Source organism: Pseudomonas sp. 273 (assembly GCF_029201425.1).
GTDB lineage: Bacteria > Pseudomonadota > Gammaproteobacteria > Pseudomonadales > Pseudomonadaceae > Pseudomonas > Pseudomonas delhiensis.
This window is the reverse complement of record NZ_CP116775.1, coordinates 5021121-5045405: the sequence shown is the minus strand read 5'-3', so window position 1 is coordinate 5045405 and position 24285 is coordinate 5021121. Positions and strand designations below refer to the sequence as shown.

Sequence of the window (24285 nt, the reverse complement as noted above, 5' to 3'; positions counted from 1 at the left end):
CGGATCCAGCAACGGGCCTTTGCCGTGCTGGGCGCGCTAGTCGACTTCTTCCAGGCCCATGCCATCGACTACTACCTGGTCGGCGGAACGCTGTTGGGCGCTGTGCGCCATGGCGGCTTCATTCCCTGGGACGACGACATCGACATCGTGGTGCCGCGCAAGGATTACCGCCGCCTGCTCGGCCTGCTGGATCGATTGCCGCCGACGTTGCGGGCGATCCACCCGTCCATCGACGCCCATACGCCTTATCCGTTCCTGGTGGTGAGCGATCGCCATTCGCGTTGGGTGGTGGACTACGCGCACCCGTTCGACCGGGGCATCGGGGTGGACGTATTCCCGTTGGACGGCGTTCCGCCCCCCGGCATGCGTCGCCGGCTGCTGCGCAAGTCCATCGCGCTGCTGCGCTCGATGACCATGAACAAACAGAAGGGCTACTACCTGCGACCCGTCCCCCGGCCCAGCGCTGGCGCTTCGCGCTGGTGGCGCTGGCGACGAGCCTGGTGCCCCGTGCCTTGCTTTTCGCCCTGTATGACCGGGTGGTGTCTTCGTTGCCGGCCTCCAGCGATGGCCTGGTGGGGAATCTCTATGGTCTGTATGGCGACCGCGAGGTGGTGCCTGCGCAAGTGTTCGGCAAGGGCGCCTCGGTCGTATTCGAGGGGCGCAGCTTCAACGCGCCTGAACAGACCCAGGCCTACCTCACCAGCATCTACGGCGACTTCCGGCAACTGCCCCCACTGGAACGGCGCCACTCCGGCCATCGCATAGCCCTGGCCTCCTTGAATTTCGCCGATGGCGCATGTGCGCCCGCAACAAGCTGACCAATGGACCGCACCATGTCTCAGAACAGCAGAAACGACAGCATCTGGGTGTTCAATGCCGGGATGAACTTCGCCGGCAATCCGAAGTGGTTGTTTGCCTATATCCAGTACAAGCGACCCGATATCCAGGCGCACTGGCTATGCGATGACGACGAGACCATTGCGTTGGTCCGTCGGCAGGGCTGGAGCGCCCATCGCTACGACTCGCCAGCTGCACGCCGGATCATGCGGCAGGCCGGCGTCTATGTGGTGGAGAACTTCAAGGAAGTCATCCAGGAGGAGCTGCGCGGGGCCACTCTCCTCAACCTGTGGCACGGCGTGGGCTGCAAGACGGTCGAGCGGGGCGTCAATAGCGGCTTCCTGCATGAAAGGATCGTCAAGAAGCACATCGTCCATCACGAAACCTATCGCAATCACCAACTGTTTCTGACCACCTCGCCGCTGATGGAGAAGCACTTCATCGAGCAGTGCGCTCTGGAGCCTCATTCGATACTGCGGGGCGCCTATCCCCGCTGCCATGAGAAGGTCTCGGTCAAGACCTTCGATCACGACCTGCTGGGACGCAGGAACCTGCCGCCGGACACCCGGATCGTCGCCTATTGCCCCACCTACCGGGAAAAGTCGCATAACGACTTCTTCAATCGTGCCCTGCCGGACATGGATAGGCTGCTCGGCACGCTGGAAGAGCAGGGGTTGCTGTTCATCCTCAAGGTCCATCCGATGATCGAGGGGTATCAGAAGTACAAGGCGCTCAAGCAGCGCTATGCCGACCAGCCTCGCCTGCTGTTCTGGGACAACCACGAGGACTTCTACGAGGTCATGGACCAAGTCGATGGGGCGATCGTCGATTATTCGTCGATCTTCTACGACTTGTTGGCAGCGGGGGTTCCGTATTTCATCCGTTATTTCTTCGACTACGGCACCAATGGCAATTGCCGCGATTTCGTCTACGACTGCCGGGAAATGACCTGCGGTATCGAATGTGATGATTTCGACCAGCTTCTGCTGGCGCTTGGGTGCTACCGTGAGCAGCCTGATCATGGGCGTGCGGCCATTTCCGAGCTGTTCTGGTCGTACTCCCGGAAAGACAACAATGAATACCTGATCGAGTCGGCACGCGCCTTCCGCACGCCGGCCCTGGTGTCTCCTACCCTGTATTCGTTCGACGTGTTCGATACCCTGATTCAGCGTACGACGCTGGAGCCCGCGGGGGTGTTCTTCCGGGTGCAGCGGGCGATGCGCGATTCGGGTCTGGGCTTCCCTCACTCGCTGCTGTCCGATTACCCGAAAGCGCGCATGGGCGCCGAATCCAATGTTCGCTACATGTACAGCGCCACGAAGCTTCAGCGTGGCAGCGACTTGTTGGAAATCACCTTTGACGAAATCATCGAGCGCCTGGCCGATGTCTATGGGCTGACGCCGGAGCAGGCGGCGTTCTTGCGCGAGCAGGAGCTGGAAAGCGAGTTCGTCTCCTGCCAGCCATGCCCGGACAAGATCGCTGACGCTCTCGAGCTCTTGCAGCGCGGCGAACGGGTGATCCTGCTGTCCGACATGTACCTGCCCGAGGACTTCATCCGGCGTTTGCTGGCCAAGGCCGAGCCGCGCCTGGCCGAGCTGCCGCTGTTCCTTTCGTCCACGCGAGGCACCCAGAAAAGCACCCGTACCCTTTATCTGGATGCGTTCCGGGAGGCGGGATATCGTTTCTCCAGATGGGTCCACTATGGCGACAACCCCAACGCCGACGGCAAGAGTGCCGCTGCGCTGGGAATCTCTCCGGTACTGCATGAACTACCGCAGTTCGATGCATTCGAGCGGGAGATCGTCGAGAGCCTGGGCAGCTATGACGCCTATTGCGTCGCTGCGCTCATGGCTCGCTTCCGCCATCGGAATCAGGATGGCAAGGCCTGCTATGCCTACACCCGGGCCTCCCTGTATCTGGTTTGCTATGCGATGTGGGTGGTGCGCGATGCGCTGGCGCGCGGTATCGAGTGCCTGTACTTCGTCGCCCGCGATGGCCACCATCTCAAGCGAATCGCCGATGCGATCATCGAGGAGTGCGGTTTGTCGTTGCAGACCCGCTATCTCTACGGCTCGCGCCAGGCCTGGTGGGTGGCGTCCTATGTCGATGAGATTGATCCGGAGTTCTTCGCCAGCATTCTCGCCTACACGGGTGCGATTTCCTTCGACGGCCTGCTGGAAGGGCTGCGGCTTGACGCCGGCCAGTTCGCGGAGTTCTTCCCCGACCTGAGCGTGCCTGCCAGGCGGGATGATCTGCCGACGACCTTCGTCACCCTGGTGGTGCACGAAGCGAAGAACGCCGAGCGATACCGTCGGCACTTGCTGGAGGTGGGGAACCGGGAGCGCCCCACGGCGATTGGTTACCTGCGTTCGCAGATCGACTTCGATCAACGCTTCGCTTTCGTCGAGTACTGGGGGCGGGGCTATACCCAGGATTGCCTGGCGCGGCTCCTGGAGTTGGCCGCGGGCAGTCCCGTGCCTGCCGATTTTTACTACGCGCGAAGCATCTACCGCAGCCAGCCCGGCAGGGCACGGTACAACCTGACGGTGAGCAGGGCATCGCTACTGTTCGTGGAGACCCTCTTCGCCAACCTGCCCTATGCGAGCACCAGCGGCTATGAGCAGCGTGACGGAGACTTCATGCCGGTGATTCCGCCGCGCGACTGCGACATGGCATTGCATGAGGCCATGGAGCGCGAACTGCCGAAGTTCGCCCGCGAACTCTGCCGGCTGCCGCTGCAGGACGAAGTCGACGCCATGCGCACATTGTTCGACTGGTCGATCGATCACTTCGCCCGCAACAGATTCAACCCCGAGGTGGTCAAGGAGATTTCCCACCTGACCGACTCCATGTACAGCCATGGAAGCAACACCGAGTACTCGCCTGCGCTCACGCTGGCGGACATCGTGCGCAACCTGCGGGGGGAGCCGATCAGGTCCCAGTCGCTGGATACGTCCCTGGCTCGTTCGCCGCGCTGGCTGGCATTGCTCTACGTCATCACCAGCCTACCGATACTGCAGCGCCCGCCCAAGTTGCCCGTCGGGCACTCGGCCGAGTTGCGCCGCCCCCTGCCATAAGCGAAACAGGTTGCCAGAAGCGTAAGGATCAGAATCATGACCACTCCACAATGCAACGCGTGCGGAAGCACCGAGCTTTCCTTCGAAACCGTTACCTGCACCATCCAGAAGTGGCTGGGCAAGACCTGCGACTTCGTGATCTGCGGCTGCTGCGGCTATGCAGGCAATCCGGGCAATACCCATGACTACCGTAGCGCTCCCTTCGACCCCGGCAGCCAGCCCGAGACCAGCGTACGGGCCGGCGATGGGGTCACGCCGCGCCGTGAGTACCGCATGGCGGAGATGGGGCTCGAAATCCTGCGGAATCACTTCGGCGAAGCCTTCGCTCCCGATGTGGTGGTCTATGGCGCCGGCTTGTCGCAGGACCATGCGTTGATCCAGCAGCAGTTGCCGGTCTCCAGGGTCGCCGTATCCGACCTGGGCAATTTCCAGGAAGCGCTGGATTTCGTCCCCTTCGATTCACGCGAGGCAGAATTCGACCTGATGGTCGCCTGCGAGGTGGTGGAGCATTTCACCGACCTGGACGAGGACTTCGCCAACCTGCTGCACAAAGTGCGCGATAGCGGGCTGGTCATCGCCAGTACCAACCTGCGCGATGGCCTGCCGCTGGAGACTGTCACCTATCCGTTCGAAGAAGGGCACACCTCCTATTATTCCGGTCGCTCGCTCATCGAGATCGGCAGGCGCTTCGGCGTGAAGGTTGATTTCCGCACCCCCGCCATCGCGCTGAAGATGAGTACTGGCGGCCCGCGCAAGCGCTACGTGTTCTTCTACCGCGATCCGGCTATCGGCGAGTGCATTTCCCAATACTTCGCCGACCATCACCTGGCGCCGTCGGAATGAGCAAGGTCCGGGTATTGGTGTTTCCCTGCGGCACCGAAGTGGGGCTGGAGATCGCCCGTGCCCTGGAGCACTCGCTGCACGTCGAGCTGCACGGCGCCTCCAGCCGTGTCGACCACGGCGAGCAGGCCTATGTCCGGCACGCACACCTGCCCAACATTGCCGATGCGACCTTCGATGAGTGCTTCGCGCACTTGCTGGCGCAGTGGAACATCGACCTGGTGTTCGCCACCCACGACAGCGTGCAGGACTACCTGGCGCCCCGTGTCGAAGGCCTTGGCGTGCAACTGGTCAACGGCGATGCTCGAACGGCGCGTATCGCCCGGCGCAAATCGTTGACCTATGAGTTGCTGGACGATACGCCGTGGGTTCCGCGTCGATATGCCAATGCCGTGGCCGTGGAGGCCTGGCCCGTGGTGGTGAAGCCCGACCAGGGGCAGGGCGGGCAGGGGGTGACCCTGGTTGCCGATGCCGATGAGCTGGCCGTGGCGCTGGCTGTCGTGCAGCAACCGCTGGTCTGCGAGTACCTGCCGGGCGAAGAGCTGACCGTGGATTGCTTCACCAGTCATCGTGGTCAACTGCTGCACGTCGGGGCGCGCTCCCGCGAGCGTGTGGTAGGCGGCATCGCCATGCGCTCGGGGCCCCGGCCCACCGATACGCAACTGAACGACATCGCCACCACGCTCAACGCCCGGCTCGCCCTGCGTGGGCCCTGGTTCTTCCAGGTTCGCCGGGACCGCCAGGGCGACTGGAAACTGCTGGAGTTCAGCAGTCGCTTGTCCACCGGCTCGGTCGTGGCGCGCGCCCTTGGCGTCAACCTGCCATTGCTGGCTGTGCAGGACTACCTCGGGCGAGACTTGCTGCTGTTGCCTGAGCCGCGCCTGCAACTGGTCGAGCGCCGCCTGGAGAACAAGGCGGTGCTCGATTACGACTTCGATACCTGCTACCTGGATCTGGACGACACCTTGGTGTGCGCCGGCCGCGCCAACCCACAGGCGATGCGCCTTGCCTACCGGTTGCTGCAACTGGACAAGCGGCTGGTGCTGCTCACGCGCCATGCCGGTGATCTGACGGCCACCCTGGAGGCCGCGCATATCCCGTTGACGATGTTCGAACGGATCGTCCATCTGCGTGAAGGCGAGCCCAAGTCCGACCATGTGCGCGCGCCGGCGATCTTCATCGACAACCATTTTCCCGAACGTCTGGACGTATCCCGACGCCATGGCATTCCCGTATTCGATGTGGATGCGATGGACCTGCTGTTCTGACGAGTTCAATTCGCAAGCCGTGGGCATGGTGCCCGCGGATTGCCTGAAGCCAAGTTGAGGTGTGATGGTGAACCAACCCAACGATATCAACCCGCTGGTCAGCGTCGTAATGCCGGCCTACAAGGCGGCCTACCTCAAGGAGGCCCTGCAGAGCCTGCAGGATCAGACCTATCGCCCCCTGGAACTGGTGATCTGCGATGACTGCCGGACGGACGAAGTCCGGGCGGTCGTGGACGAGTACCGCGGCATTCTCGATTTTCCCGTGCACTACTCGTACAACGAGACACGCTTGCACGAATCGAAAAACCTGGCCAAGTGCGTCAGCCTGGCCAGCGGCGAATACCTGAAGTTCCTGTATGACGACGACGTCTTGCATCCGGAGTGCGTCGAACGCATGGTCGACGCCATGCGCGAGCGGCCGGGGATTGAACTGGTCAGTTCGCGGCGGCGGCGCATCGACGAACAGGGACGGCAGTTGCCGGACATCCTGGCCACCGCATTGCCGTTCGTGGAGGATGCGCTGGTCGATGGCATCGGCCTGACGTCGTTCCTGGCCGAACACACGGTGAACTTCATCGGTGAGCCCAGCACCGTGTTGTGCCGACGGGAGGCGGTGGCTGCGTTCGGCGACCAGGTCATGGCGCTCAATGGCGTACCCATCCGCTGGGTGGGCGACCTGGCGCTCTATGTCAAGCTACTGCAAAAGGGCGATCTGGCGTTCCTGTCCGCCCCCTGGTGGACTTCCGCGTCTCCCGCGAGCAGTTCAGCCAGATCGGCCGCGACAAGCCGGGCATCGGCGACAAGGGGCACCAGGACTTCCGCCAGGCCGTGCGCGACCTGGGCTGGTATATCGAGGACGGCGACCAATTGGTCGATGTCTCGCCGCTGCATCGGCAGCAAGCGCCCGAGCGCGTCGACCTGCTCGCCGCCCTGCGCCGGGCCCATGCCCTGGGCGAGATGATCGAGCGCTTCGACGAGTGGATGGAGGCCCGCAAGCCGAGCCCGGTGCAGAAACGCCTGATCGACGAGCACCTGCAGGCCAACGGCATGGGCGTGCACATCGAGGTGCTGCTGCCGGTGGGTGAGGATGCCGCGGCGCTGCAGGCAACGCTCGACAGCTTGGAGGCGGCCGCCGGGCTCTACCCGAATGTCAGTGTGACGCTGCTGGCCGACCAGCCTCCGCAAGTGGACAGTGGGCTTCGCCTGCGGCACCAGCCACTGGATGCCGATGGCCTTGGCGTGGCGCTCAATGCCGCGCTGCACAGCAGCACGGCGGACTGGGTTCTGCTGGCTGATGCCGGCGACGTCTTCACCGCCTCCGGCTTGATGATCGCCGGCCTCGAGCTGATGACGGCGGCGGGGTGCCGTGCGGTCTCCACCGACCTGGTGATGCGTGGCGAGGACGGTTCCCAGGGACCGGCGCTGCGCCCGGACTTCAACCTCGACCTGCTGATCAGCTTCCCGGCGTCCCAGGCGCGTCACTGCCTGTACAACCGCGAAGCCCTCCTCGAAATGGGCGGCTTCGACGCGGGCTATCCGCAGGCCCTGGAACTCGACCTGTTGCTGCGCCTGGTGGAGCAGGGCGGGCTGGATGGCCTGGCGCATCTTTCCGAACCGTTGCTCAGCACCCCGGCCGCGCGCCTGCAGGCCAACCCCGACGAGGAACGCACCCTGCAGCGTCACCTGCTCGCGCGTGGCTACGAACGGGCACGGGTACTGAGCCCGCTGCCGGGCCGCTACCAGATCGACTATGGCCATGCCGGGCAGCCGCCGGTGTCCATCCTCATCGTCCTGCGCGACCAGCTCGCCGCCGTGCAGCGTTGCGTGATGAGCCTCCTCGAACACACGGCCTACCCCAACTACGAAATCCTGCTGGTGGACAACGCCAGCGAGAACCCGGCCACCCGCCAGTGGCTGGAGGGCGTCGAGCAGATGGCCGCCGAGCGCGTCCGTGTGCTGCGCTCGGGCGAGCCGCTGGCCGACGCGCGGCTGAAGAACCTGGCTGCCGCTCATGCGCGTGGCGACTACCTATTGTTGCTGCGCCCGGAGGCCGCGGTCTTCCAGGGTGACTGGCTGGGCGAACTGGTCAACCAGGCGCAGCGTCCCGAAGTGGGGATCGTCGGCGCGCGCACGGTCGATGGCGAGGGGCGCATCACCCATGCCGGGCTGGTGCTGGGCCTGCGCGGCATCGCCGGGCACGCCTTCATCGGCGAGGACATGAACGCCACCGGCTACATGAACCGCCTGCAGGTGGCACAGAACTACAGTGCGGTCTCCGATGGCTGCCTGATGATCCGCAAGGCACTGTTCGACGAACTGGGTGGCCTCGATGAGGGCGACTTCGCCGAGCGTGGCGCCGATGTCGACCTCTGCCTGCGCACCGGTGCCTCCGGTTACCTGATCGTCTGGACGCCCCACGCAACCCTGTTGCACAACCAGGCCCTGGAAGCCGAGCCGACGGAACTGCAGGACGCCTTCTACGCTCGCTGGCTGCCACGTCTGGCTCGCGACCCCGCATACAACCCGAACTTCTCCCTGGTCCGCGCCCGTGGGGGCTTCGTCCTCACCGACACCCAACTGACCTTCCGCCCCCTGGCCTGGCAACCGCTGCCGACGGTACTGGCACATTTTGCCGACACCTTCGGTTGCGGCCACTACCGGGTCATCCAGCCGTTCCTGGCGCAGCGCGAGCAGGGGTTGATCGAAGGCGTGGTGACCCACGGCCTGCTGCACGTCGCCGACCTGGAGCGCTTCTCCCCGGACGTGGTGCTGCTGCAGCGCCAGATCGGCGACGAGCGCCTGGATGCCATGCGCCGCATGAAGGCCTTCTCCCGTGCCTTCAAGGTCTACGAACTCGACGACTACCTGCCGAACCTGCCGTTGAAGAACCAGCACCGCGAGCACATGCCCAAGGACATTCTCCGCTCCCTGCGCCGCGGCCTGGGCTACGTCGACCGCTTCGTGGTTTCCACCGAGGCGCTGGCCGAGGCCTTCTCCGACCTGCATCCGGATATCCGTGTCGCCTATAACCGCCTGGCTCCCGGCTGGTGGGGCGGCCTGCAGCCGAGCCAGCGGCGGCGTTCGGCGAAGCCGCGGGTAGGCTGGGCGGGTGGCGTCAGCCACACCGGTGACCTCGAACTGATCGCCGACGTGGTCAAGGAGCTGGCCAACGAGGTCGAGTGGGTCTTCTTCGGCATGTGCCCGGAGCAGATTCGCCCGTACGTGCATGAGTTCCACTCGGGCCTGCCGATACACCTGTATCCGGCCAAGCTCGCCAGCCTGGACCTGGACCTTGCCCTGGCGCCGCTGGAAGACAACCTGTTCAACCAGTGCAAGAGCAACCTGCGCCTGCTGGAGTACGGCGCCTGCGGCTTCCCGGTGGTGTGCAGCGACAACCGCGCCTATGCCGGCGACCTGCCGGCCACCCGGGTGAAGAACCGTTTCCGCGACTGGGTGGAGGCGATCCGCATGCACCTGGACGACCTCGACGCCACCGCCCGCATGGGCGACAGCCTGCGCGAGAAGGTGCGCAGCGACTGGATGCTGCAGGGCGACAACCTACAGGCCTGGCATCGCGCCTGGCAGCCGGACTGAGCGCCCGGGTACCGCTGCCTGAATGCTGAAAGCCCCGCCAAGCGGGGTTTTCAGCATTTTCCTGGGGCAAGATGCAAGAGGGGCTTGAAAAAAAATCGAAAATCGCCCTAAAGCAAAATCCGCCACGGACGATAACCCTAACGAAGGTTCTCCAGGCCATACCGGGCGGCACTAGCCAAGGGCCAGGAACCAACTGAAAGCAGTCGCCTATCCACGAGGATCTCGTCATGGCCCTTACCGTAAATACCAACATCTCTTCGCTGACCGTTCAGAAGAACCTGAACAACGCCTCGAAAAACCTGAACACTGCCATGACCCGGCTCTCCACCGGCCTGCGCATCAACAGCGCCAAGGACGACGCCGCCGGTCTGCAGATTTCCAACCGCCTGAGCAGCCAGATCAACGGCCTGAACAAGGCAGTGGACAACGCCAACGACGCCATCTCCATCGCCCAGACCGCTGAAGGCGCCCTGCAGGAATCCACCAACATCCTGCAACGCATGCGTGTCCTGGCCGTGCAGTCCGCCAACGGCTCCAACAGCGAAGACGACCGCACCTCGCTGAACCAGGAGTTCAAGTCGCTGACCGCCGAACTGACCCGTATCTCCGAAACCACCACCTTCGGTGGCGGCAGCACCGCGGTGACCCTGCTCAACGGCAAGGCTGGCACCAACGGCACCATGACCTTCCAGGTCGGCGCCAACGCCAACGAAACCGTCAGCTTCACCCTGAACGACATGAGCGCCAAAGCCCTGAACGGTAGCTACACCCTGGCCAGCGGCACCATCGCGGTCACCGGCGTCAACGACACCACCACCGCCGCTGCCTCGGGCAGCATCACCGTCAACGGTGTCGAAGTCGACTACGCCAAGGGCGCCAGCCTCAACGACATCGTCGCCTCGATCAACACCAACGTCAGCGGCATCACCGCGGTCGCCAGCGGCAGCAGCATCAAGGTCACCTCGCAGGACGACATCACCGTCACCGCGGGCGGCACCCTGACCGGCGGCACCGCCACCGTGGCTTCCGGCCAGACCGTGCAGTCGCTGAACATCGGCACCGCCGACAAGGCCCAGGCCGCGATCCAGGTGATCGACGATGCCCTGAAGCAGATCGACACCCAGCGTTCGGCCCTGGGTGCGGTACAGAACCGTCTGGACAGCACCATCTCCAACCTGCAGAACATCGCGGAGAACGCCACCTCGGCACGCAGTACGATCCAGGATGCCGACTTCGCCGCGGAAACGGCGGAGATGACCAAGCAGCAGACCCTGCAGTCGGCAGCCACCGCTGTACTGGCCCAGGCCAACCAGCTGCCCTCTGCCGTACTCAAGCTGCTGCAGTAAGGTCATCGGCGGTTGATACGAAGGAAGGGCGCACTGCGCCCTTCCTGCATTTGTCCAGAATAATGAGGAGTCGATGATGAGCGTGACTTTCTCTACGATCGGACTGGGCGCCCCCGCCAGGGCGGACCAGGCCCAGGCGGCCACGCCCATCGCGGCCAGCGGCAAAACCCTTGCCGTCGACGGCAAGGGCTCGCCGTCCACCGGCAGCACCCAGGCTGCGCCGGACAAGGCTACCCTGGACCGTGCGCTGGACAGCCTGCGCAGCAATGCCCAGGTCATCCACCGCAACCTGGAGTTCTCGGTCGACCAGGAGTCGGGCATCACCGTGGTCAAGGTGGTGGACAGCACCAGTGGCGACGTGATCCGGCAGATTCCTTCGGAGGTCGCGGTGAAGCTGGCGGAGAGCATCAAGGAAGCCGGCAACCTGCTGTTCCGGGAGCAGGCCTAGAAGCTGGCCTGCTTCTTGCTCGAAGGCTCTGGCACGAGCAATTGCGTCAAGAAACCGTTTAAAGGAGCGCGGCAATGACTACGATCAGTTCTTCCTCGTCGGGCAGCATCGCCTCTACCGGCCTGGGGTCCGGCCTGGACATCGACTCGATCGTCAGCGCCCTGGTGAAGGCACAGACCAGTGCCAAGCAGACGCAGATCACCAACCTCACCAAGTCGAGCACCACCCAGCTGTCCGCCGTGGGCTCGCTCAAGAGCGCGCTCTCGACCTTCCAGCTGGCCGTGGCAACGCTCAACACCGCCGACTCCTTCTCCGGGCTCAAGGCGACTTCGTCGGACGACACGAAAGCGACTGCCACCGCCAGCGCTTCGGCCACCGCCGGTACCTACACCCTGGAAGTCGACAAGCTGGCGACCGCCTCCAAGGTGGCCAGCCAGTACGTCGGTAGCTCCGACAAGTTCGGCGCCGGTCGTCTTACCCTCAGCCAAGGCAGCAGCAACTATTACGTGACGGTGTCCGCTGGCGATTCGTTGTCGACCATCCGCGACAACATCAACAAGCTCAGTTCCACCAGCGGCATCTCCGCCAACATCGTCACCGACTCCAGCGGCTCGCGCCTGGTGCTCAGCTCCACCACCACCGGCGCCGGCACCGATATCAGCGTCAAGGCCTCGGGCGACAGCACCCTGGGCAAGCTGGCGATCGACGGCTCGGCAGCCTACAGCAGCTCTACCGGCGGCTATCTGGTTCAGGCCGGCGATGCCGAGTTCAAGCTCGACGGCCTGTCGATGACCAGTTCCAGCAATACCCTGGACAAGGCCGTCAGCGGCGTGACCTTCAACCTGCTGACGACCGGCAGCTCCACCGTGACGGTGGCGACCAACACCGACGACCTGACCGCCAACATCCAGAAGTTCGTCGACGCCTACAACACGATGATCAAGTCGATCTCCAGTCTGACGGACATCACCACCACCACCAACGAGGACGGTACCACCAGTACCAGTGCGGGGCCGTTGTCCAGTGACGCCACCACCCGCACCCTGCTCAACAGTCTGCGCAACGAGTTCGTCAACCTGTCCAGCAGCAGCGGTACTCTGCAGGTGCTGTCGCAGCTCGGCATCACCAGTCAGAAGGATGGCACCCTGAGCGTCGACAGCAGCAAGCTGAGCAAGGGGCTGGAGACCTATTCGGGCAACATCCAGAGTTTCTTCACCGGCAGCGACGGCTTCCTCAAGCGCATGTACAACGCCGTCGACAGCTATGCCAAGACCAACGGCATCCTCGACCAGCAGACCGACTCGATCAACTCCACCATCAGCAGCCTGAAGAAGCAGCAGACCGACCTGGACGACCGCACCGCCAAACTGACCGACATCCTGTACGCCAAGTACAACGCCATGGACAGCCTGGTCGCCCAGCTCAACGCCACCAGCAGCAGCGTGATGACCACGCTGAATGCGCTGAACAAGAGCTCCGACGACTGATGCCGGCGGCGCTCAGCCGCCCGGCAGCGGCCGAGGTAGACGCAATTCGCGATTAAAGTCTGGCGCCGCCGCGCCGATACCCTGGACATCGGATATGAAACCTTCCACACCAGGGGATCTCGAAATGAATGCGATGGCAGCGCTTCGCCAATACCAGAACGTGGGTGTCCAGGCACAGCTCCACGAGGCGAGCCCGCACCGTTTGATCCAGATGCTCATGGAAGGCGGCCTGAGCCGCATCGCCCAGGCCCGTGGCGCCATGCAGCGCGGCCAGATGGCGGAGAAGGGCCAGCTGATCGGCAAGGCCGTGGCCATCATCGGCGGCCTGCGCGACGGGCTGAACCTCGAGGCCGGCGGCGACTATGCCGAGCGCCTGAACGCCCTGTACATCTACATGGGCCGCCGCCTGCTTGAGGCCAACCGGCAGAACGACGAACATATGCTCGACGAAGTGGCCAACCTGCTTCGCAGCATCAAGGAAGGCTGGGACGGTATCCCGCAGTAATACCGCCCCACCAGGAGACACGAAGCATGACCCTCGCCGTCGAGCGTATCGAACGAACCCGCACCGCCCTGGGAACCGCCCTGGCGGAGCAGGACTGGGAAGCCATCGCCCGGCTGGACCTGGAGTGCCGCCAGCACGTGGATGCCGCCATGCACGAGCCGCTGGACGACGACAGCGAGCTCAAGCGCAGCCTCGAAGGGCTGCTCATGCTGTACCGCGAACTGGTCCAGGAAGTCACCCGCCAGCGCCAGGGCGTGGCCGAGGAGATCATCCGCGTCAATCGGTCGCACAAGGGCGCCAAGGTCTATCAGCTTTTCGGCTGAGCCCCGCGGGTCGCCCGTTCGGCGCGACCCCCCGTTTCCGGCATTGCCGCCGTTCGTTCCAGCAGGTAAGTTCTTCCGTCGGAAACAACGAATAAATCACGCCATAAATTTGACTCCTGCCACAATTTTGACTTTACTTGGTGGCTAAATGATGGCGGCCTGTTTCCGCCCCTCTCCGTTGCCGTTCGCCGGCCCACATGCCTTCGGAAGACAAGAGCAATATGTGGCGTGAAACCAAGATTCTGCTGATTGACGACGACCTGGAGCGTTGCCGCGAACTCTCCACCATCCTCAACTTCCTCGGCGAGGACCAGCTGTCCTGCCGCAGCCGCGACTGGCGCCTGGCGGTGGACGACCTGCCCAACGGCAGCCGCGGCGTGCTTTGCGTGCTGCTCGGCAGCGTCGAGCACAAGGCTGGCGCCCTGGAGCTGCTCAAGCAGCTCGCGGCCTGGGACGAATACCTGCCGGTGCTGCTGATCGGCGAACCGGCGCCCAACGACTGGCCGGAAGAGCTGCGCCGCCGCGTGCTGGCCAGCCTGGAGATGCCGCCCAGCTACAACAAGCTGCTCGATTCCCTGCACCGCGCCCAGGTCTACCGCGAGATGTACGACCAGGCCCGCGAGCGCGGCCGCCAGCGCGAGCCCAACCTGTTCCGCAGCCTGGTCGGCACCAGCCGCGCCATCCAGCAGGTGCGGCAGATGATGCAGCAGGTCGCCGACACCGACGCCAGCGTGCTGATCCTCGGTGAATCTGGCACCGGCAAGGAAGTGGTGGCGCGCAACCTGCACTACCACTCCAAGCGCCGCGACGCGCCCTTCGTGCCGGTGAACTGCGGGGCGATCCCCGCCGAGCTGCTGGAAAGCGAACTGTTCGGCCACGAGAAGGGCGCCTTCACCGGCGCCATCACCAGCCGCGCCGGGCGTTTCGAACTGGCCAACGGCGGCACCCTGTTCCTCGACGAGATCGGCGACATGCCGCTGCCGATGCAGGTCAAGCTGCTGCGCGTGCTGCAGGAGCGCACCTTCGAGCGCGTGGGCAGCAACAAGACGCAGAACGTCGACGTGCGCATCATCGCCGCCACCCACAAGAACCTCGAGAAGATGATCGAGGACGGTGGCTTCCGCGAAGACCTGTACTACCGCCTCAACGTCTTCCCCATCGAGATGGCGCCGCTGCGCGAGCGGGTGGAAGACATCCCGCTCTTGATGAACGAACTCATCTCGCGCATGGAGCACGAGAAGCGCGGCTCCATCCGCTTCAACTCCGCCGCCATCATGTCGCTGTGCCGCCACGATTGGCCGGGCAACGTGCGCGAACTGGCCAACCTGGTCGAGCGCCTGGCGATCATGCACCCCTACGGGGTGATCGGCGTCGGCGAGCTGCCGAAGAAATTCCGCCACGTCGACGACGAGGACGAGCAACTCGCCAGCAGCCTGCGCGAGGAACTGGAAGAGCGCGCCGCCATCACCGCCGGGCTGCCGGGCCTGGACTCGCCGGCGATGCTGCCGGCCGAGGGCATCGACCTCAAGGACTACCTGGCCAACCTCGAGCAGGGGCTGATCCAGCAGGCCCTGGACGACGCCAACGGCGTGGTCGCCCGCGCCGCCGAGCGCCTGCGCATCCGCCGCACCACCCTGGTGGAGAAGATGCGCAAGTACGGCATGAGCCGTCGCGAGGAGGAAGTGGCGGAGGATTGACGCCACTTGCCTTGGGCTTTTTGCAAGTACCTGAAAATAAAGGACTAATTTTTAGGCACGCAGATTGCTAAGACTCTGCCAGCCGACGCTTTCACGACGTCGGATGGAAGAGAGACAGCATGATGCCAGCCGTACCCCAGCAGCCCCAGCCGGACTCCAGCGAACACCTGGAGGAGAACGGCCGCGCCGGCCTCGACCAGGCCTTCGCCCTGTTCAACCAGATGTCCACCCAGCTGAACCAGTCGTACAGCATGCTGGAGGCGCGGGTCAGCGAACTGAAGGGACAGCTGGCCCTGGTCAGCGCCCAGCGCATGCAGGAGCTGGCGGAGAAGGAACGCCTGGCCAACCGCCTGCAGAGCCTGCTGGACCTGCTGCCCGGCGGCGTCATCGTCATCGACGGCCAGGGCGTGGTGCGCGAAGCCAACCCGGCGGCCCGCGGCCTGCTCGGCCAGCCCCTGGTGGGCATGCTGTGGCGCCAGGTCATCGCCCGCTGCTTCGCGCCGCGCAAGGACGACGGCCACGAGATTTCCCTGCGCGACGGGCGCCGCCTGTCCATCGCCACCCGCTCGCTGAACGGCGAGCCTGGGCAACTGGTGCTGCTCAACGACCTCACCGAGACCCGCCGCCTGCAGGACCAGTTGGCCCGCCACGAGCGGCTCTCGGCCCTGGGCCGGATGGTCGCCTCCCTGGCCCACCAGATCCGCACGCCGCTGTCCGCGGCCATGCTCTATGCCGGCCACCTGAGCGAGCAGGCGCTGCCGCTGGAACAGCAGCAACGCTTCGCCGGGCGACTCAAGGAGCGCCTGCAGGAGCTGGAGAACCAGGTACGCGACATGCTGGTGTTCGCCCGTGGCGAGCTGCCGCTGCCGGACCGCCTGAGCCCGGCGGAACTCTTCGCCAGCCTGCGCGCCGCCGCCGAGGCCCATGTCGCCGGCCTGCAGCTGCGCTGGCAGTGCGACGTGCGCGGCGGCGAACTGCTGTGCAACCGCGACACCCTGGTCGGCAGCGTCCTCAACCTGCTGCACAACGCCATCCAGGCCGGCGGCCAGGACGTGCGCCTGAAAGTCCACCTCTACGCCCGCGGCGACAGCCTGCGCCTGGCCATCAGCGACAGCGGCCCGGGCATGGACGCCGCCACCCTGGCGCGCCTTGGCGAGCCCTTCTTCACCACCAAGACCACCGGTACCGGCCTCGGCCTGGCGGTGGTCAAGGCCGTGGCCAAGGCGCACCACGGCGAACTGCGCCTGCACTCGCGCCCGGGCCGCGGCACCTGCGCCAGCCTGGTCCTGCCGCTGATCGCGGCCCCCGTCCGTGAACACAAGGAATAACCCCATGCCTGCCCGAATCCTGCTCGTCGAAGACGACCGCGCCCTGCGCGAAGCCCTCTCCGATACCCTGCTGATCGGCGGCTGCGAGTTCACCGCCGTGGACAGCGCCGAGGCGGCCCTGGTCGCCCTGCAGCGCGAGGCCTTCGGCCTGGTGGTGAGCGACGTCAACATGCCCGGCATGGACGGTCACCAGTTGCTCGGCCTGATCCGCGCCCGCTACCCGCAACTGCCGGTACTGCTGATGACCGCCTTCGGCGCCGTCGAGCGTGCCGTCGACGCCATGCGTCAAGGCGCCGCCGACTACCTGGTGAAACCCTTCGAACCCAAGGTGCTGCTGGAACTGGTGGCCCGCCACGCCCAGGGCCAGGTCCCCGTCGCCGAAGGCGAGGGCCCGGTGGCCGTGGAACCGGCCAGCCGCCAGTTGCTGGAACTGGCCGCACGGGTGGCGCGCAGCGATTCCACCGTGCTGATCTCCGGCGAGTCCGGCACCGGCAAGGAGGTGCTGGCGCGCTACATCCACCAGCAGTCGCCGCGCGCCAACAAGCCCTTCATCGCCATCAACTGCGCGGCCATTCCCGACAACATGCTCGAGGCCACCCTGTTCGGCCACGAGAAGGGCGCCTTCACCGGCGCCATCGCCGCGCAGCCGGGCAAGTTCGAGCTGGCCGACGGCGGCACCATCCTGCTCGACGAGATTTCCGAGATGCCCCTGGCGCTGCAGGCCAAGCTGCTGCGCGTGCTGCAGGAACGCGAGGTGGAGCGGGTGGGCGCGCGCAAGCCGATCGAGCTGGACATCCGCGTGCTGGCCACCACCAACCGCGACCTGCTCGGCGAGGTAGCGGCGGGGCGCTTCCGCGAGGACCTGTACTATCGCCTGTCGGTCTTCCCCTGGCCTGGCGCGCCCTGCGCGAGCGCCCGGCGGACATCCTGCCGCTGGCCGAGCGCCTGCTGGCCAAGTACGTGAAGAAGATGAACCTGGGCACGCTGAGCCTGGCCGCCGACGCCCGTGACGCCCTGCTGACGCACCCCTGGCCGGGCAACGTGCGCGAGCTGGACAATGCGATCCAGCGCGCGCTGATCCTGCAGCAGGGCGGCCAGGTCCGCGCCCTGGACCTGTGCCTGAACGCCCCCATCGGCATGGCGCCCGCAGCACCCGTGATCCCCCTGGTGCAGCCCGCCCCCGTGGCGGCCGCCAGCAGCGCCGGAATTCCGACAGCGGCGGCGGACACCGCCGGCGGCCTGGGCGAAGACCTGCGCCGCCGCGAGTTCCAGATGATCATCGACACCCTGCGCAGCGAACGCGGCCGCCGCAAGGAAGCCGCCGAACGCCTGGGCATCAGCCCGCGCACCCTGCGCTACAAGCTGGCGCAGATGCGCGATGCGGGGATGGATGTGGAGGCCTACTTGTACGCCAGTTGAGTGGCGCCGGTTTCCCCTGTTCGGGCCCGCTGTTCGCGGGCCTTTTCTTTGTGTCGCAAGGGGATTCCCGAGGTGGTTTCAGCGCTTGCCGGCAGTCGTGACGGCAGTGGGTGGCGCAGGGTTCTGCTTTTCCCTGGAGGAAGGGGCAGGGCATGTCGAAGCCAGCGGAATTTGCCCGGGAACTGCGGCGTCGGCAAACCGACGCGGAGCGGTTGTTGTGGAGTCGTCTGCGGGACCGTCGGCTACTCGGCTGGAAATTCAGGCGTCAGGTGCCACTGGAGCGATACATCGTGGATTTCTACTGCCATGAGCGGCGGTTGGTGGTGGAGCTGGATGGTGGGCAGCACCTGGGATGCGTCGCGGATATCGAGCGGGACGCCTGGTTGAAGGCCCAGGGGCTGCAGGTGCTGCGGTTCTGGAATCATGATGTGCTGGTGCGGACGGAAGGGGTGTTGGAGGCGATTCTGTTGGTGCTGGAGTCTGGTTGAAGCACCCTCACCCCAGCCCTCTCCCAGAGGGAGAGGGGGCTCCTCCTCTGCCGTGCGAATGAAGGCATTCAGCCTGAAACATGGGTGCCGGCCACACCCTGTGCGTCAGGAGAAAACCATTACCTATCGCCGCGCCGAACGGCCCCCTCTCCCTCCGGGAGAGGGCTGGGGTGAGGGGCTCTTGACCCCAATAGCCATACCCTGCAAGTCCCCCCTGAAACCTGGCACCCTTGTTGCAATCCCCTATGCCAAAGCGCCGCGGCGTCAAAAAAGCCACGGCCCGTAGTCAGAGGGAAAGCAAATGAGTCAGGGTATCGAGTTCAATCGCCTGCTGCTGGAAATGCGCTCCATGCAGATGGACGCCATGGCCAAGGCCAAGCCGGCGACGTCGGCGCCGGCGGCCGTGGAGGGTGCGCCGAGCTTCTCGGACATGCTCGGCCAGGCGGTGAACAAGGTGAACTCCACCCAGCAGGCCGCCACTGCGCTGGCCAATGCCTTCGAGGTGGGCCAGAGCAACGTCGACCTGACCGACGTGATGATCGCTTCGCAGAAGGCCAGCGTGTCCTTCCAGGCCATGACCCAGGTGCGCAACAAACTGGTCCAGGCCTACCAGGACATCATGCAGATGCCCATCTGAGCCACGGGGTAGGTAGATAGTTCATGGCCGAAGCCACTGTAGACAACCAGGTCCCCGCCAAAGCCGGCGCAACCGAAATGCTGAAGAAGCCGCTGATGGGCCTGCAGTTCCTCGAGAACCTCGCCGAGATGCCGGTGCTGCGCCAGGTCGGCCTGCTGGTCGGGTTGGCGGCGAGCATCGCCATCGGCTTCGGCATGGTGCTGTGGTCGCAGCAGCCGGACTACAAGCCGCTGTACGGCAGCCTCAACGGCGTCGATGCCAACAAGGTGATCGAGACGCTGAACGCCGCCGACATCGGCTACAAGGTCGACCCCAATTCCGGCGCCCTGCTGGTCAAGGCCGACGACCTCGGCCGCGCCCGCATCAAGGTGGCCGGTGCCGGCCTCACGCCCACCGACAGCAACGTCGGCTTCGAGATCCTCGACAAGGAACAGGCCCTGGGCACCAGCCAGTTCATGGAAGCGACCAACTACCGTCGCGGCCTGGAAGGCGAGCTGGCGCGCACCATCTCCAGCCTGAACAACGTCAAGGGCGCGCGCGTGCACCTGGCCATCCCGAAGAGCTCGGTGTTCGTCCGCGACGAGCGCAAGCCCACCGCCTCGGTGCTGGTCGAGCTGTACCCGGGGCGCAGCCTGGAGCCCAGCCAGGTGCTGGCGATCGTCAACCTGGTGGCCACCAGCGTGCCGGAACTGGACAAGTCCCAGGTCACCGTGGTCGACCAGAAGGGCAACCTGCTCTCCGACCAGCAGGAGCTTTCCGAACTGACCATGGCCGGCAAGCAGTTCGACTACAGCCGGCGCATGGAAGGCATGTTCACCCAGCGCGTGCACAGCATCCTGCAGCCGGTGCTGGGCGATGGCCGCTACAAGGCCGAGGTGTCCGCCGACGTCGACTTCAGCGCCGTGGAATCCACCGCCGAGTCCTACAACCCGGACCAGCCGGCCCTGCGCAGCGAGCAGGTGAACAACGAGGAACGCCAGAACGGCAGCGGCCCGCAGGGTGTGCCCGGGGCGCTGTCGAACCAGCCGCCGGGCCCGGCCAGCGCGCCGCAGCAGACCGGCAAGAGCGCCGGCGCCGATTTCGTCGCACCGGGCCAGCCGCTGAAGGACGCCAACGGCCAGACCATCATCGATCCGAAGACCGGCCGTCCGGTGCTGGCGCCGTACCCCACCGACAAGCGCGAGCAGAACACCCGCAACTACGAACTGGACCGCTCCATCAGCTACACCAAGCAGCAGCAGGGCCGCCTGCGCCGGCTTTCCGTCGCCGTGGTGCTGGACGACCACATGGTCGCCGACCCCAAGACCGGCGAGGTCAGCCACAAGCCCTGGAGCGCCGACGAACTGGCGCGCTTCACCCGCCTGGTGCAGGACGCGGTGGGCTACGACGCCAGCCGTGGCGACAGCGTCAGCGTGATCAACGCGCCCTTCGCCCCGGAGCAGAACCTGGAGATCGCCTCGCCGCCGTTCTACTCGCAGCCCTGGTTCTGGGACATCGTCAAGCAGGTGCTGGGCATCGTCTTCATCCTGGTGCTGGTGTTCGGCGTGCTGCGCCCGGTGCTGAACAACCTCGCCGGCAACAAGAGCAAGGCCCTGGTGGCCGGCGCCGGCGGCGACATGGCCCTGGGCGAGATGGCTGGCCTGGACGGCGAACTGGCCGAGGACCGTGTCAGCCTGGGCGGCCCGCCGAGCATCCTGTTGCCCAGCCCCAGCGAGGGGTACGATGCGCAGCTGAACGCGATCAAGAGCCTGGTGGCTCAGGACCCGGGCCGCGTGGCCCAGGTAGTGAAGGATTGGATCAACTCCGATGAGTGATGCGGTATGAGCGAGACCCGGTTGAACGCCAAACTGACCAAGGTCGACAAGGCCGCCATTCTCCTGCTGTCCCTCGGCGAGACCGACGCGGCGCAGGTGCTGCGGCACATGGGCCCGAAGGAAGTGCAGAGGGTCGGCGTGGCCATGGCGCAGATGCGCAACGTGCATCGCGAGCAGGTCGAGCAGGTGATGAGCGAGTTCGTCGAGGTGGTCGGCGACCAGACCAGCCTGGGCGTCGGCGCCGACGGCTACATCCGCAAGATGCTCACCCAGGCCCTGGGCGAGGACAAGGCCAACAACCTCATCGACCGCATCCTGCTGGGCGGCAACACCAGTGGCCTGGACAGCCTGAAGTGGATGGAGCCGCGCGCCGTGGCCGACGTCATCCGCTACGAGCACCCGCAGATCCAGGCCATCGTCGTCGCCTACCTGGACCCGGACCAGGCCGCCGAGGTGCTCAGCCACTTCGACCACAAGGTGCGCCTGGACATCGTCCTGCGCGTGTCCTCGCTGAATACCGTGCAGCCCTCGGCGCTGAAGGAACTCAACCTGATCCTCGAGAAGCAGTTCGCCGGCAACGCCAACGCCACCCGCACCACCATGGGCGGGGTGAAGCGCGCGGCGGACATCATGAACTACCTCGACAGCTCGGTGGAGGGTGCCCTGATGGACGCCATCCGCGACGTGGACGAAGACCTCTCCGGGCAGATCGAGGACCTCATGTTCGTCTTCGACAACCTCGCCGACGTCGACGACCGCGGCATCCAGGCGCTGCTGCGCGAGGTGTCCTCGGACGTGCTGGTGCTGGCCCTCAAGGGCTCGGACGAGGGCATCCGCGAGAAGATCTTCCGCAACATGTCCAAGCGTGCCGCCGAACTGCTGCGCGACGACCTGGAGGCCCGCGGCCCGGTGCGCGTCAGCGAAGTGGAGGGCGCGCAGAAGGAAATCCTCACCATCGCCCGGCGCATGGCCGAGTCCGGCGAGATCGCCCTCGGCGGCAAGGGTGGCGAGGAGATGATCTAAGTGAGCGGTCCCGCGAAATCCAAGGAAGAACACGATGGCCTGATCCGCGCGCGCGACGTCGCCGGCTTCGACCGCTGGGCGCTGCCCAGCTTCGACCCGGTAGTGGCGCGGCCGCCGGAGCCCGAGCCGGAGCCGGAAGAGCCGGCAACCCCGGCGGTGGAGGAAGTCCCCGTCGAGGAAGTCAAACCGCTGACGCTCGAGGAACTGGAGGCGATCCGCCAGGACGCCTACAACGAAGGCTTCGCCACCGGCGAGAAGGATGGCTTCCACGCCGGCCAGCTCAAGGCCCGGCAGGAGGCCGAGGCGGCGCTGCAGGAGCGCCTGGCCGGCCTGGAGACGCTGATGGGCCAGCTGTTCGAGCCCATCGCCGAGCAGGACCTGCTGATCGAGCAGATGCTGGTCAGGCTGGTCGGCCAGGTGGCGCACCAGGTCATCCAGCGCGAGCTGGAGGGCGACTCCAGCCAGCTGCGCCAGGTGCTGCGCGAGGCGCTCAAGCAACTGCCGATGGGCAGCGAGAACGTGCGCATCCACGTCAACCCGCAGGACTTCGAACTGGTCAAGGCGCTGCGCGACCGCCACGAGGAAAGCTGGCGCATCCTCGAGGACGAGCAACTGCTGCCCGGTGGTTGCCGCATCGAGACCGAGCATTCGCGCATCGACGCCAGCATCGAGACGCGCCTGGCGCAGATCACCAAGCAGCTCTTCGAACAGCAGCGCGAGCAGGCCACCCACGCGCTGGAGCCGGACCTGCACATCGACCTGGACAAGCCCGATGCGCCTTGACCGGGTGAGTTTCGCCAAACGCCTGGAGGGCTACCTGGAAGCCGCCAAACTGCCGGCGCAGCCGGTGGTGGAAGGCCGCCTGCTGCGCATGGTCGGCCTGACCCTGGAGGCCGAGGGCCTGCAGGCGGCGGTGGGCAGCCGCTGCACGGTGATCAACGACAGCGGCTACCACTCGGTGCAGGTGGAAGCCGAAGTCATGGGCTTCTCCGGCAACAAGATCTTCCTCATGCCGGTCGGCAGCCTGGCCGGCATCGCCCCCGGCGCCCGCGTGGTGCCGCTGCCCGACAGCGGCCGCCTGCCCATGGGCATGTCCATGCTCGGCCGGGTGCTCGACGGCGTCGGCCGGGCCCTGGACGGCAAGGGCGGAATGCGCGCCGAGGACTGGGTGCCCATGGACGGCCCGACCATCAACCCGCTCAAGCGCGAGCCGATCCACGAACCCATGGACGTCGGCATCCGCTCGATCAACTCGCTGCTCACCGTCGGCCGCGGCCAGCGCCTGGGCCTGTTCGCCGGCACCGGCGTGGGCAAGTCGGTGCTGCTGGGCATGATGACCAAGTACACCAAGGCCGACATCATCGTGGTCGGCCTGATCGGCGAGCGGGGCCGCGAGGTGAAGGAGTTCATCGAGCACATCCTCGGCGAGGAGGGCCTCAAGCGCTCGGTGGTGGTGGCCTCGCCCGCCGACGACGCGCCGCTGATGCGCCTGCGCGCGGCCATGTACTGCACGCGCATCGCCGAATACTTCCGCGACAAGGGCAAGAACGTCCTGTTGCTGATGGACTCGCTGACGCGCTTCGCCCAGGCCCAGCGCGAGATCGCCCTGGCCATCGGCGAGCCGCCGGCGACCAAGGGCTACCCGCCGTCGGTGTTCGCCAGGCTGCCGCGCCTGGTGGAGCGTGCCGGCAACGGCGAGAAGGGCGGCGGCTCCATCACCGCCTTCTACACCGTGCTCAGCGAGGGCGACGACCAGCAGGACCCGATCGCCGACTCCGCCCGCGGCGTGCTCGACGGCCACTTCGTGCTGTCGCGCCGGCTGGCCGAGGAAGGCCATTACCCGGCCATCGACATCGAGGCCTCGATCAGCCGGGTGATGCCCCAGGTGGTCAGCCCCGAGCAGTTGCAGCACGCCCAGCGCTTCAAGCAGTTGTGGTCGCGCTACCAGCAGAGCCGCGACCTGATCAGCGTCGGCGCCTACATCGCCGGTGGCGACGCCGAGACCGACCTGGCCATTCAGCGCTTCCCGGTGATGCGCCAGTTCCTCCGCCAGGGCCTGAACGAAAGCCAGAGCCTGGAGGACAGCGCCCAGCTGCTGGACGCCGTGCTGTCCGGCAAGGCCGGTTGAGTGCGGCGGATGATGCCTGAGGTCCG

Annotated in this window: 18 protein-coding genes and 2 pseudogenes; 19 read left to right on the top strand and 1 reads right to left on the bottom strand. The window is 65.7% G+C overall.

Annotated elements, in window-relative coordinates; all coding sequences use genetic code 11:
• Positions 1-36: 36 nt before the first annotated feature.
• Positions 37-240, bottom strand: coding sequence for a hypothetical protein (locus tag PKO50_RS22935; protein ID WP_275627317.1), 204 nt, complete (start codon positions 238-240; stop codon positions 37-39).
• A 272-nt stretch (positions 241-512) separates the two neighbouring features.
• Here PKO50_RS22935 and PKO50_RS22930 point away from each other — a divergent pair, with 272 nt between their 5' ends.
• The 19 genes and pseudogenes from PKO50_RS22930 (at position 513) to fliI (ending at position 24259) form a co-directional block, all read left to right on the top strand.
• On the top strand, positions 513-818 hold the full coding sequence (locus tag PKO50_RS22930; protein ID WP_275627316.1) for a LicD family protein: 306 nt from the start codon (positions 513-515) through the stop codon (positions 816-818).
• Between the two features lie 15 nt (positions 819-833).
• Positions 834-3914, top strand: a complete 3081-nt coding sequence (locus PKO50_RS22925; RefSeq protein WP_275627315.1) for a CDP-glycerol glycerophosphotransferase family protein — start codon at positions 834-836, stop codon at positions 3912-3914.
• 36 nt (positions 3915-3950) lie between these two features.
• Complete coding sequence (locus PKO50_RS22920) at positions 3951-4757, top strand: methyltransferase domain-containing protein (protein WP_109933455.1); 807 nt, start codon at positions 3951-3953, stop codon at positions 4755-4757.
• Positions 4754-6022, top strand: coding sequence for an ATP-grasp domain-containing protein (locus PKO50_RS22915; protein WP_275627314.1), 1269 nt, complete (start codon positions 4754-4756; stop codon positions 6020-6022). The genes PKO50_RS22920 and PKO50_RS22915 overlap by 4 nt, the downstream gene beginning before the upstream one ends.
• A gap of 64 nt (positions 6023-6086) precedes the next feature.
• Positions 6087-9616, top strand: a pseudogene (locus PKO50_RS22910) (glycosyltransferase).
• A gap of 227 nt (positions 9617-9843) precedes the next feature.
• On the top strand, positions 9844-10962 hold the full coding sequence (locus PKO50_RS22905; protein WP_109933452.1) for a flagellin: 1119 nt from the start codon (positions 9844-9846) through the stop codon (positions 10960-10962).
• A gap of 76 nt (positions 10963-11038) precedes the next feature.
• Entirely contained in the window at positions 11039-11410 is a 372-nt protein-coding gene (locus PKO50_RS22900) for a flagellar protein FlaG (RefSeq protein ID WP_275627313.1), read from the top strand.
• A 74-nt stretch (positions 11411-11484) separates the two neighbouring features.
• Entirely contained in the window at positions 11485-12897 is a 1413-nt protein-coding gene (gene fliD / locus PKO50_RS22895) for a flagellar filament capping protein FliD (RefSeq protein ID WP_275627312.1), read from the top strand.
• Positions 12898-13021: 124 nt separating this feature from the next.
• Positions 13022-13402 (top strand): flagellar export chaperone FliS, encoded by a 381-nt coding sequence (gene fliS / locus PKO50_RS22890; protein WP_009620865.1) that lies wholly within the window; start codon positions 13022-13024, stop codon positions 13400-13402.
• A gap of 26 nt (positions 13403-13428) precedes the next feature.
• Positions 13429-13725 carry a flagellar protein FliT gene (locus PKO50_RS22885; protein ID WP_275627311.1) on the top strand — a complete coding sequence of 99 codons (297 nt, stop codon included), beginning with the start codon at positions 13429-13431 and terminating at the stop codon, positions 13723-13725.
• A 221-nt stretch (positions 13726-13946) separates the two neighbouring features.
• Positions 13947-15422, top strand: a complete 1476-nt coding sequence (locus tag PKO50_RS22880; RefSeq protein ID WP_089391784.1) for a sigma-54 dependent transcriptional regulator — start codon at positions 13947-13949, stop codon at positions 15420-15422.
• Between the two features lie 122 nt (positions 15423-15544).
• A complete protein-coding gene (locus PKO50_RS22875) occupies positions 15545-16750 on the top strand; it encodes an ATP-binding protein (RefSeq protein WP_089391900.1) in 1206 nt (401 codons plus the stop codon).
• Positions 16751-16754: 4 nt separating this feature from the next.
• Positions 16755-18169, top strand: a pseudogene (gene fleR / locus PKO50_RS22870) (sigma-54-dependent response regulator transcription factor FleR).
• A gap of 152 nt (positions 18170-18321) precedes the next feature.
• Positions 18322-18657 carry a DUF559 domain-containing protein gene (locus tag PKO50_RS22865; protein WP_328565858.1) on the top strand — a complete coding sequence of 112 codons (336 nt, stop codon included), beginning with the start codon at positions 18322-18324 and terminating at the stop codon, positions 18655-18657.
• Positions 18658-18958: 301 nt separating this feature from the next.
• Positions 18959-19294, top strand: a complete 336-nt coding sequence (gene fliE, locus PKO50_RS22860; RefSeq protein ID WP_109933093.1) for a flagellar hook-basal body complex protein FliE — start codon at positions 18959-18961, stop codon at positions 19292-19294.
• Between the two features lie 23 nt (positions 19295-19317).
• Positions 19318-21108, top strand: coding sequence for a flagellar basal-body MS-ring/collar protein FliF (gene fliF, locus PKO50_RS22855; protein WP_275627310.1), 1791 nt, complete (start codon positions 19318-19320; stop codon positions 21106-21108).
• 6 nt (positions 21109-21114) lie between these two features.
• A complete protein-coding gene (fliG, locus tag PKO50_RS22850; protein ID WP_275627309.1) occupies positions 21115-22131 on the top strand; it encodes a flagellar motor switch protein FliG in 1017 nt (338 codons plus the stop codon).
• The gene (fliH, locus tag PKO50_RS22845; protein ID WP_275627308.1) at positions 22132-22914 is read left to right on the top strand and encodes a flagellar assembly protein FliH; all 783 of its coding nucleotides are present in this window, start codon (positions 22132-22134) and stop codon (positions 22912-22914) included.
• Positions 22904-24259 (top strand): flagellar protein export ATPase FliI, encoded by a 1356-nt coding sequence (gene fliI, locus PKO50_RS22840; RefSeq protein ID WP_275627307.1) that lies wholly within the window; start codon positions 22904-22906, stop codon positions 24257-24259. The genes fliH and fliI overlap by 11 nt, the downstream gene beginning before the upstream one ends.
• Positions 24260-24285 lie beyond the last annotated feature (26 nt).

Bases quoted from the DNA above. Each gene is read 5' to 3' on its own strand.
- PKO50_RS22865 (WP_328565858.1), top strand. From the start codon at position 18,322: ATGTCGAAGCCAGCGGAATTTGCCCGGGAACTGCGGCGTCGGCAAACC.
- fliD (WP_275627312.1), top strand. From the start codon at position 11,485: ATGACTACGATCAGTTCTTCCTCGTCGGGCAGCATCGCCTCTACCGGC.
- PKO50_RS22915 (WP_275627314.1), top strand. From the start codon at position 4,754: ATGAGCAAGGTCCGGGTATTGGTGTTTCCCTGCGGCACCGAAGTGGGG.
- fliS (WP_009620865.1), top strand. From the start codon at position 13,022: ATGAATGCGATGGCAGCGCTTCGCCAATACCAGAACGTGGGTGTCCAG.
- PKO50_RS22900 (WP_275627313.1), top strand. From the start codon at position 11,039: ATGAGCGTGACTTTCTCTACGATCGGACTGGGCGCCCCCGCCAGGGCG.
- PKO50_RS22935 (WP_275627317.1), bottom strand. From the start codon at position 240: ATGGGCGTCGATGGACGGGTGGATCGCCCGCAACGTCGGCGGCAATCG.
- PKO50_RS22885 (WP_275627311.1), top strand. From the start codon at position 13,429: ATGACCCTCGCCGTCGAGCGTATCGAACGAACCCGCACCGCCCTGGGA.
- fliI (WP_275627307.1), top strand. From the start codon at position 22,904: ATGCGCCTTGACCGGGTGAGTTTCGCCAAACGCCTGGAGGGCTACCTG.
- fliF (WP_275627310.1), top strand. From the start codon at position 19,318: ATGGCCGAAGCCACTGTAGACAACCAGGTCCCCGCCAAAGCCGGCGCA.
- PKO50_RS22880 (WP_089391784.1), top strand. From the start codon at position 13,947: ATGTGGCGTGAAACCAAGATTCTGCTGATTGACGACGACCTGGAGCGT.
- PKO50_RS22905 (WP_109933452.1), top strand. From the start codon at position 9,844: ATGGCCCTTACCGTAAATACCAACATCTCTTCGCTGACCGTTCAGAAG.
- fliE (WP_109933093.1), top strand. From the start codon at position 18,959: ATGAGTCAGGGTATCGAGTTCAATCGCCTGCTGCTGGAAATGCGCTCC.
- PKO50_RS22920 (WP_109933455.1), top strand. From the start codon at position 3,951: ATGACCACTCCACAATGCAACGCGTGCGGAAGCACCGAGCTTTCCTTC.
- PKO50_RS22875 (WP_089391900.1), top strand. From the start codon at position 15,545: ATGCCAGCCGTACCCCAGCAGCCCCAGCCGGACTCCAGCGAACACCTG.
- PKO50_RS22925 (WP_275627315.1), top strand. From the start codon at position 834: ATGTCTCAGAACAGCAGAAACGACAGCATCTGGGTGTTCAATGCCGGG.
- fliG (WP_275627309.1), top strand. From the start codon at position 21,115: ATGAGCGAGACCCGGTTGAACGCCAAACTGACCAAGGTCGACAAGGCC.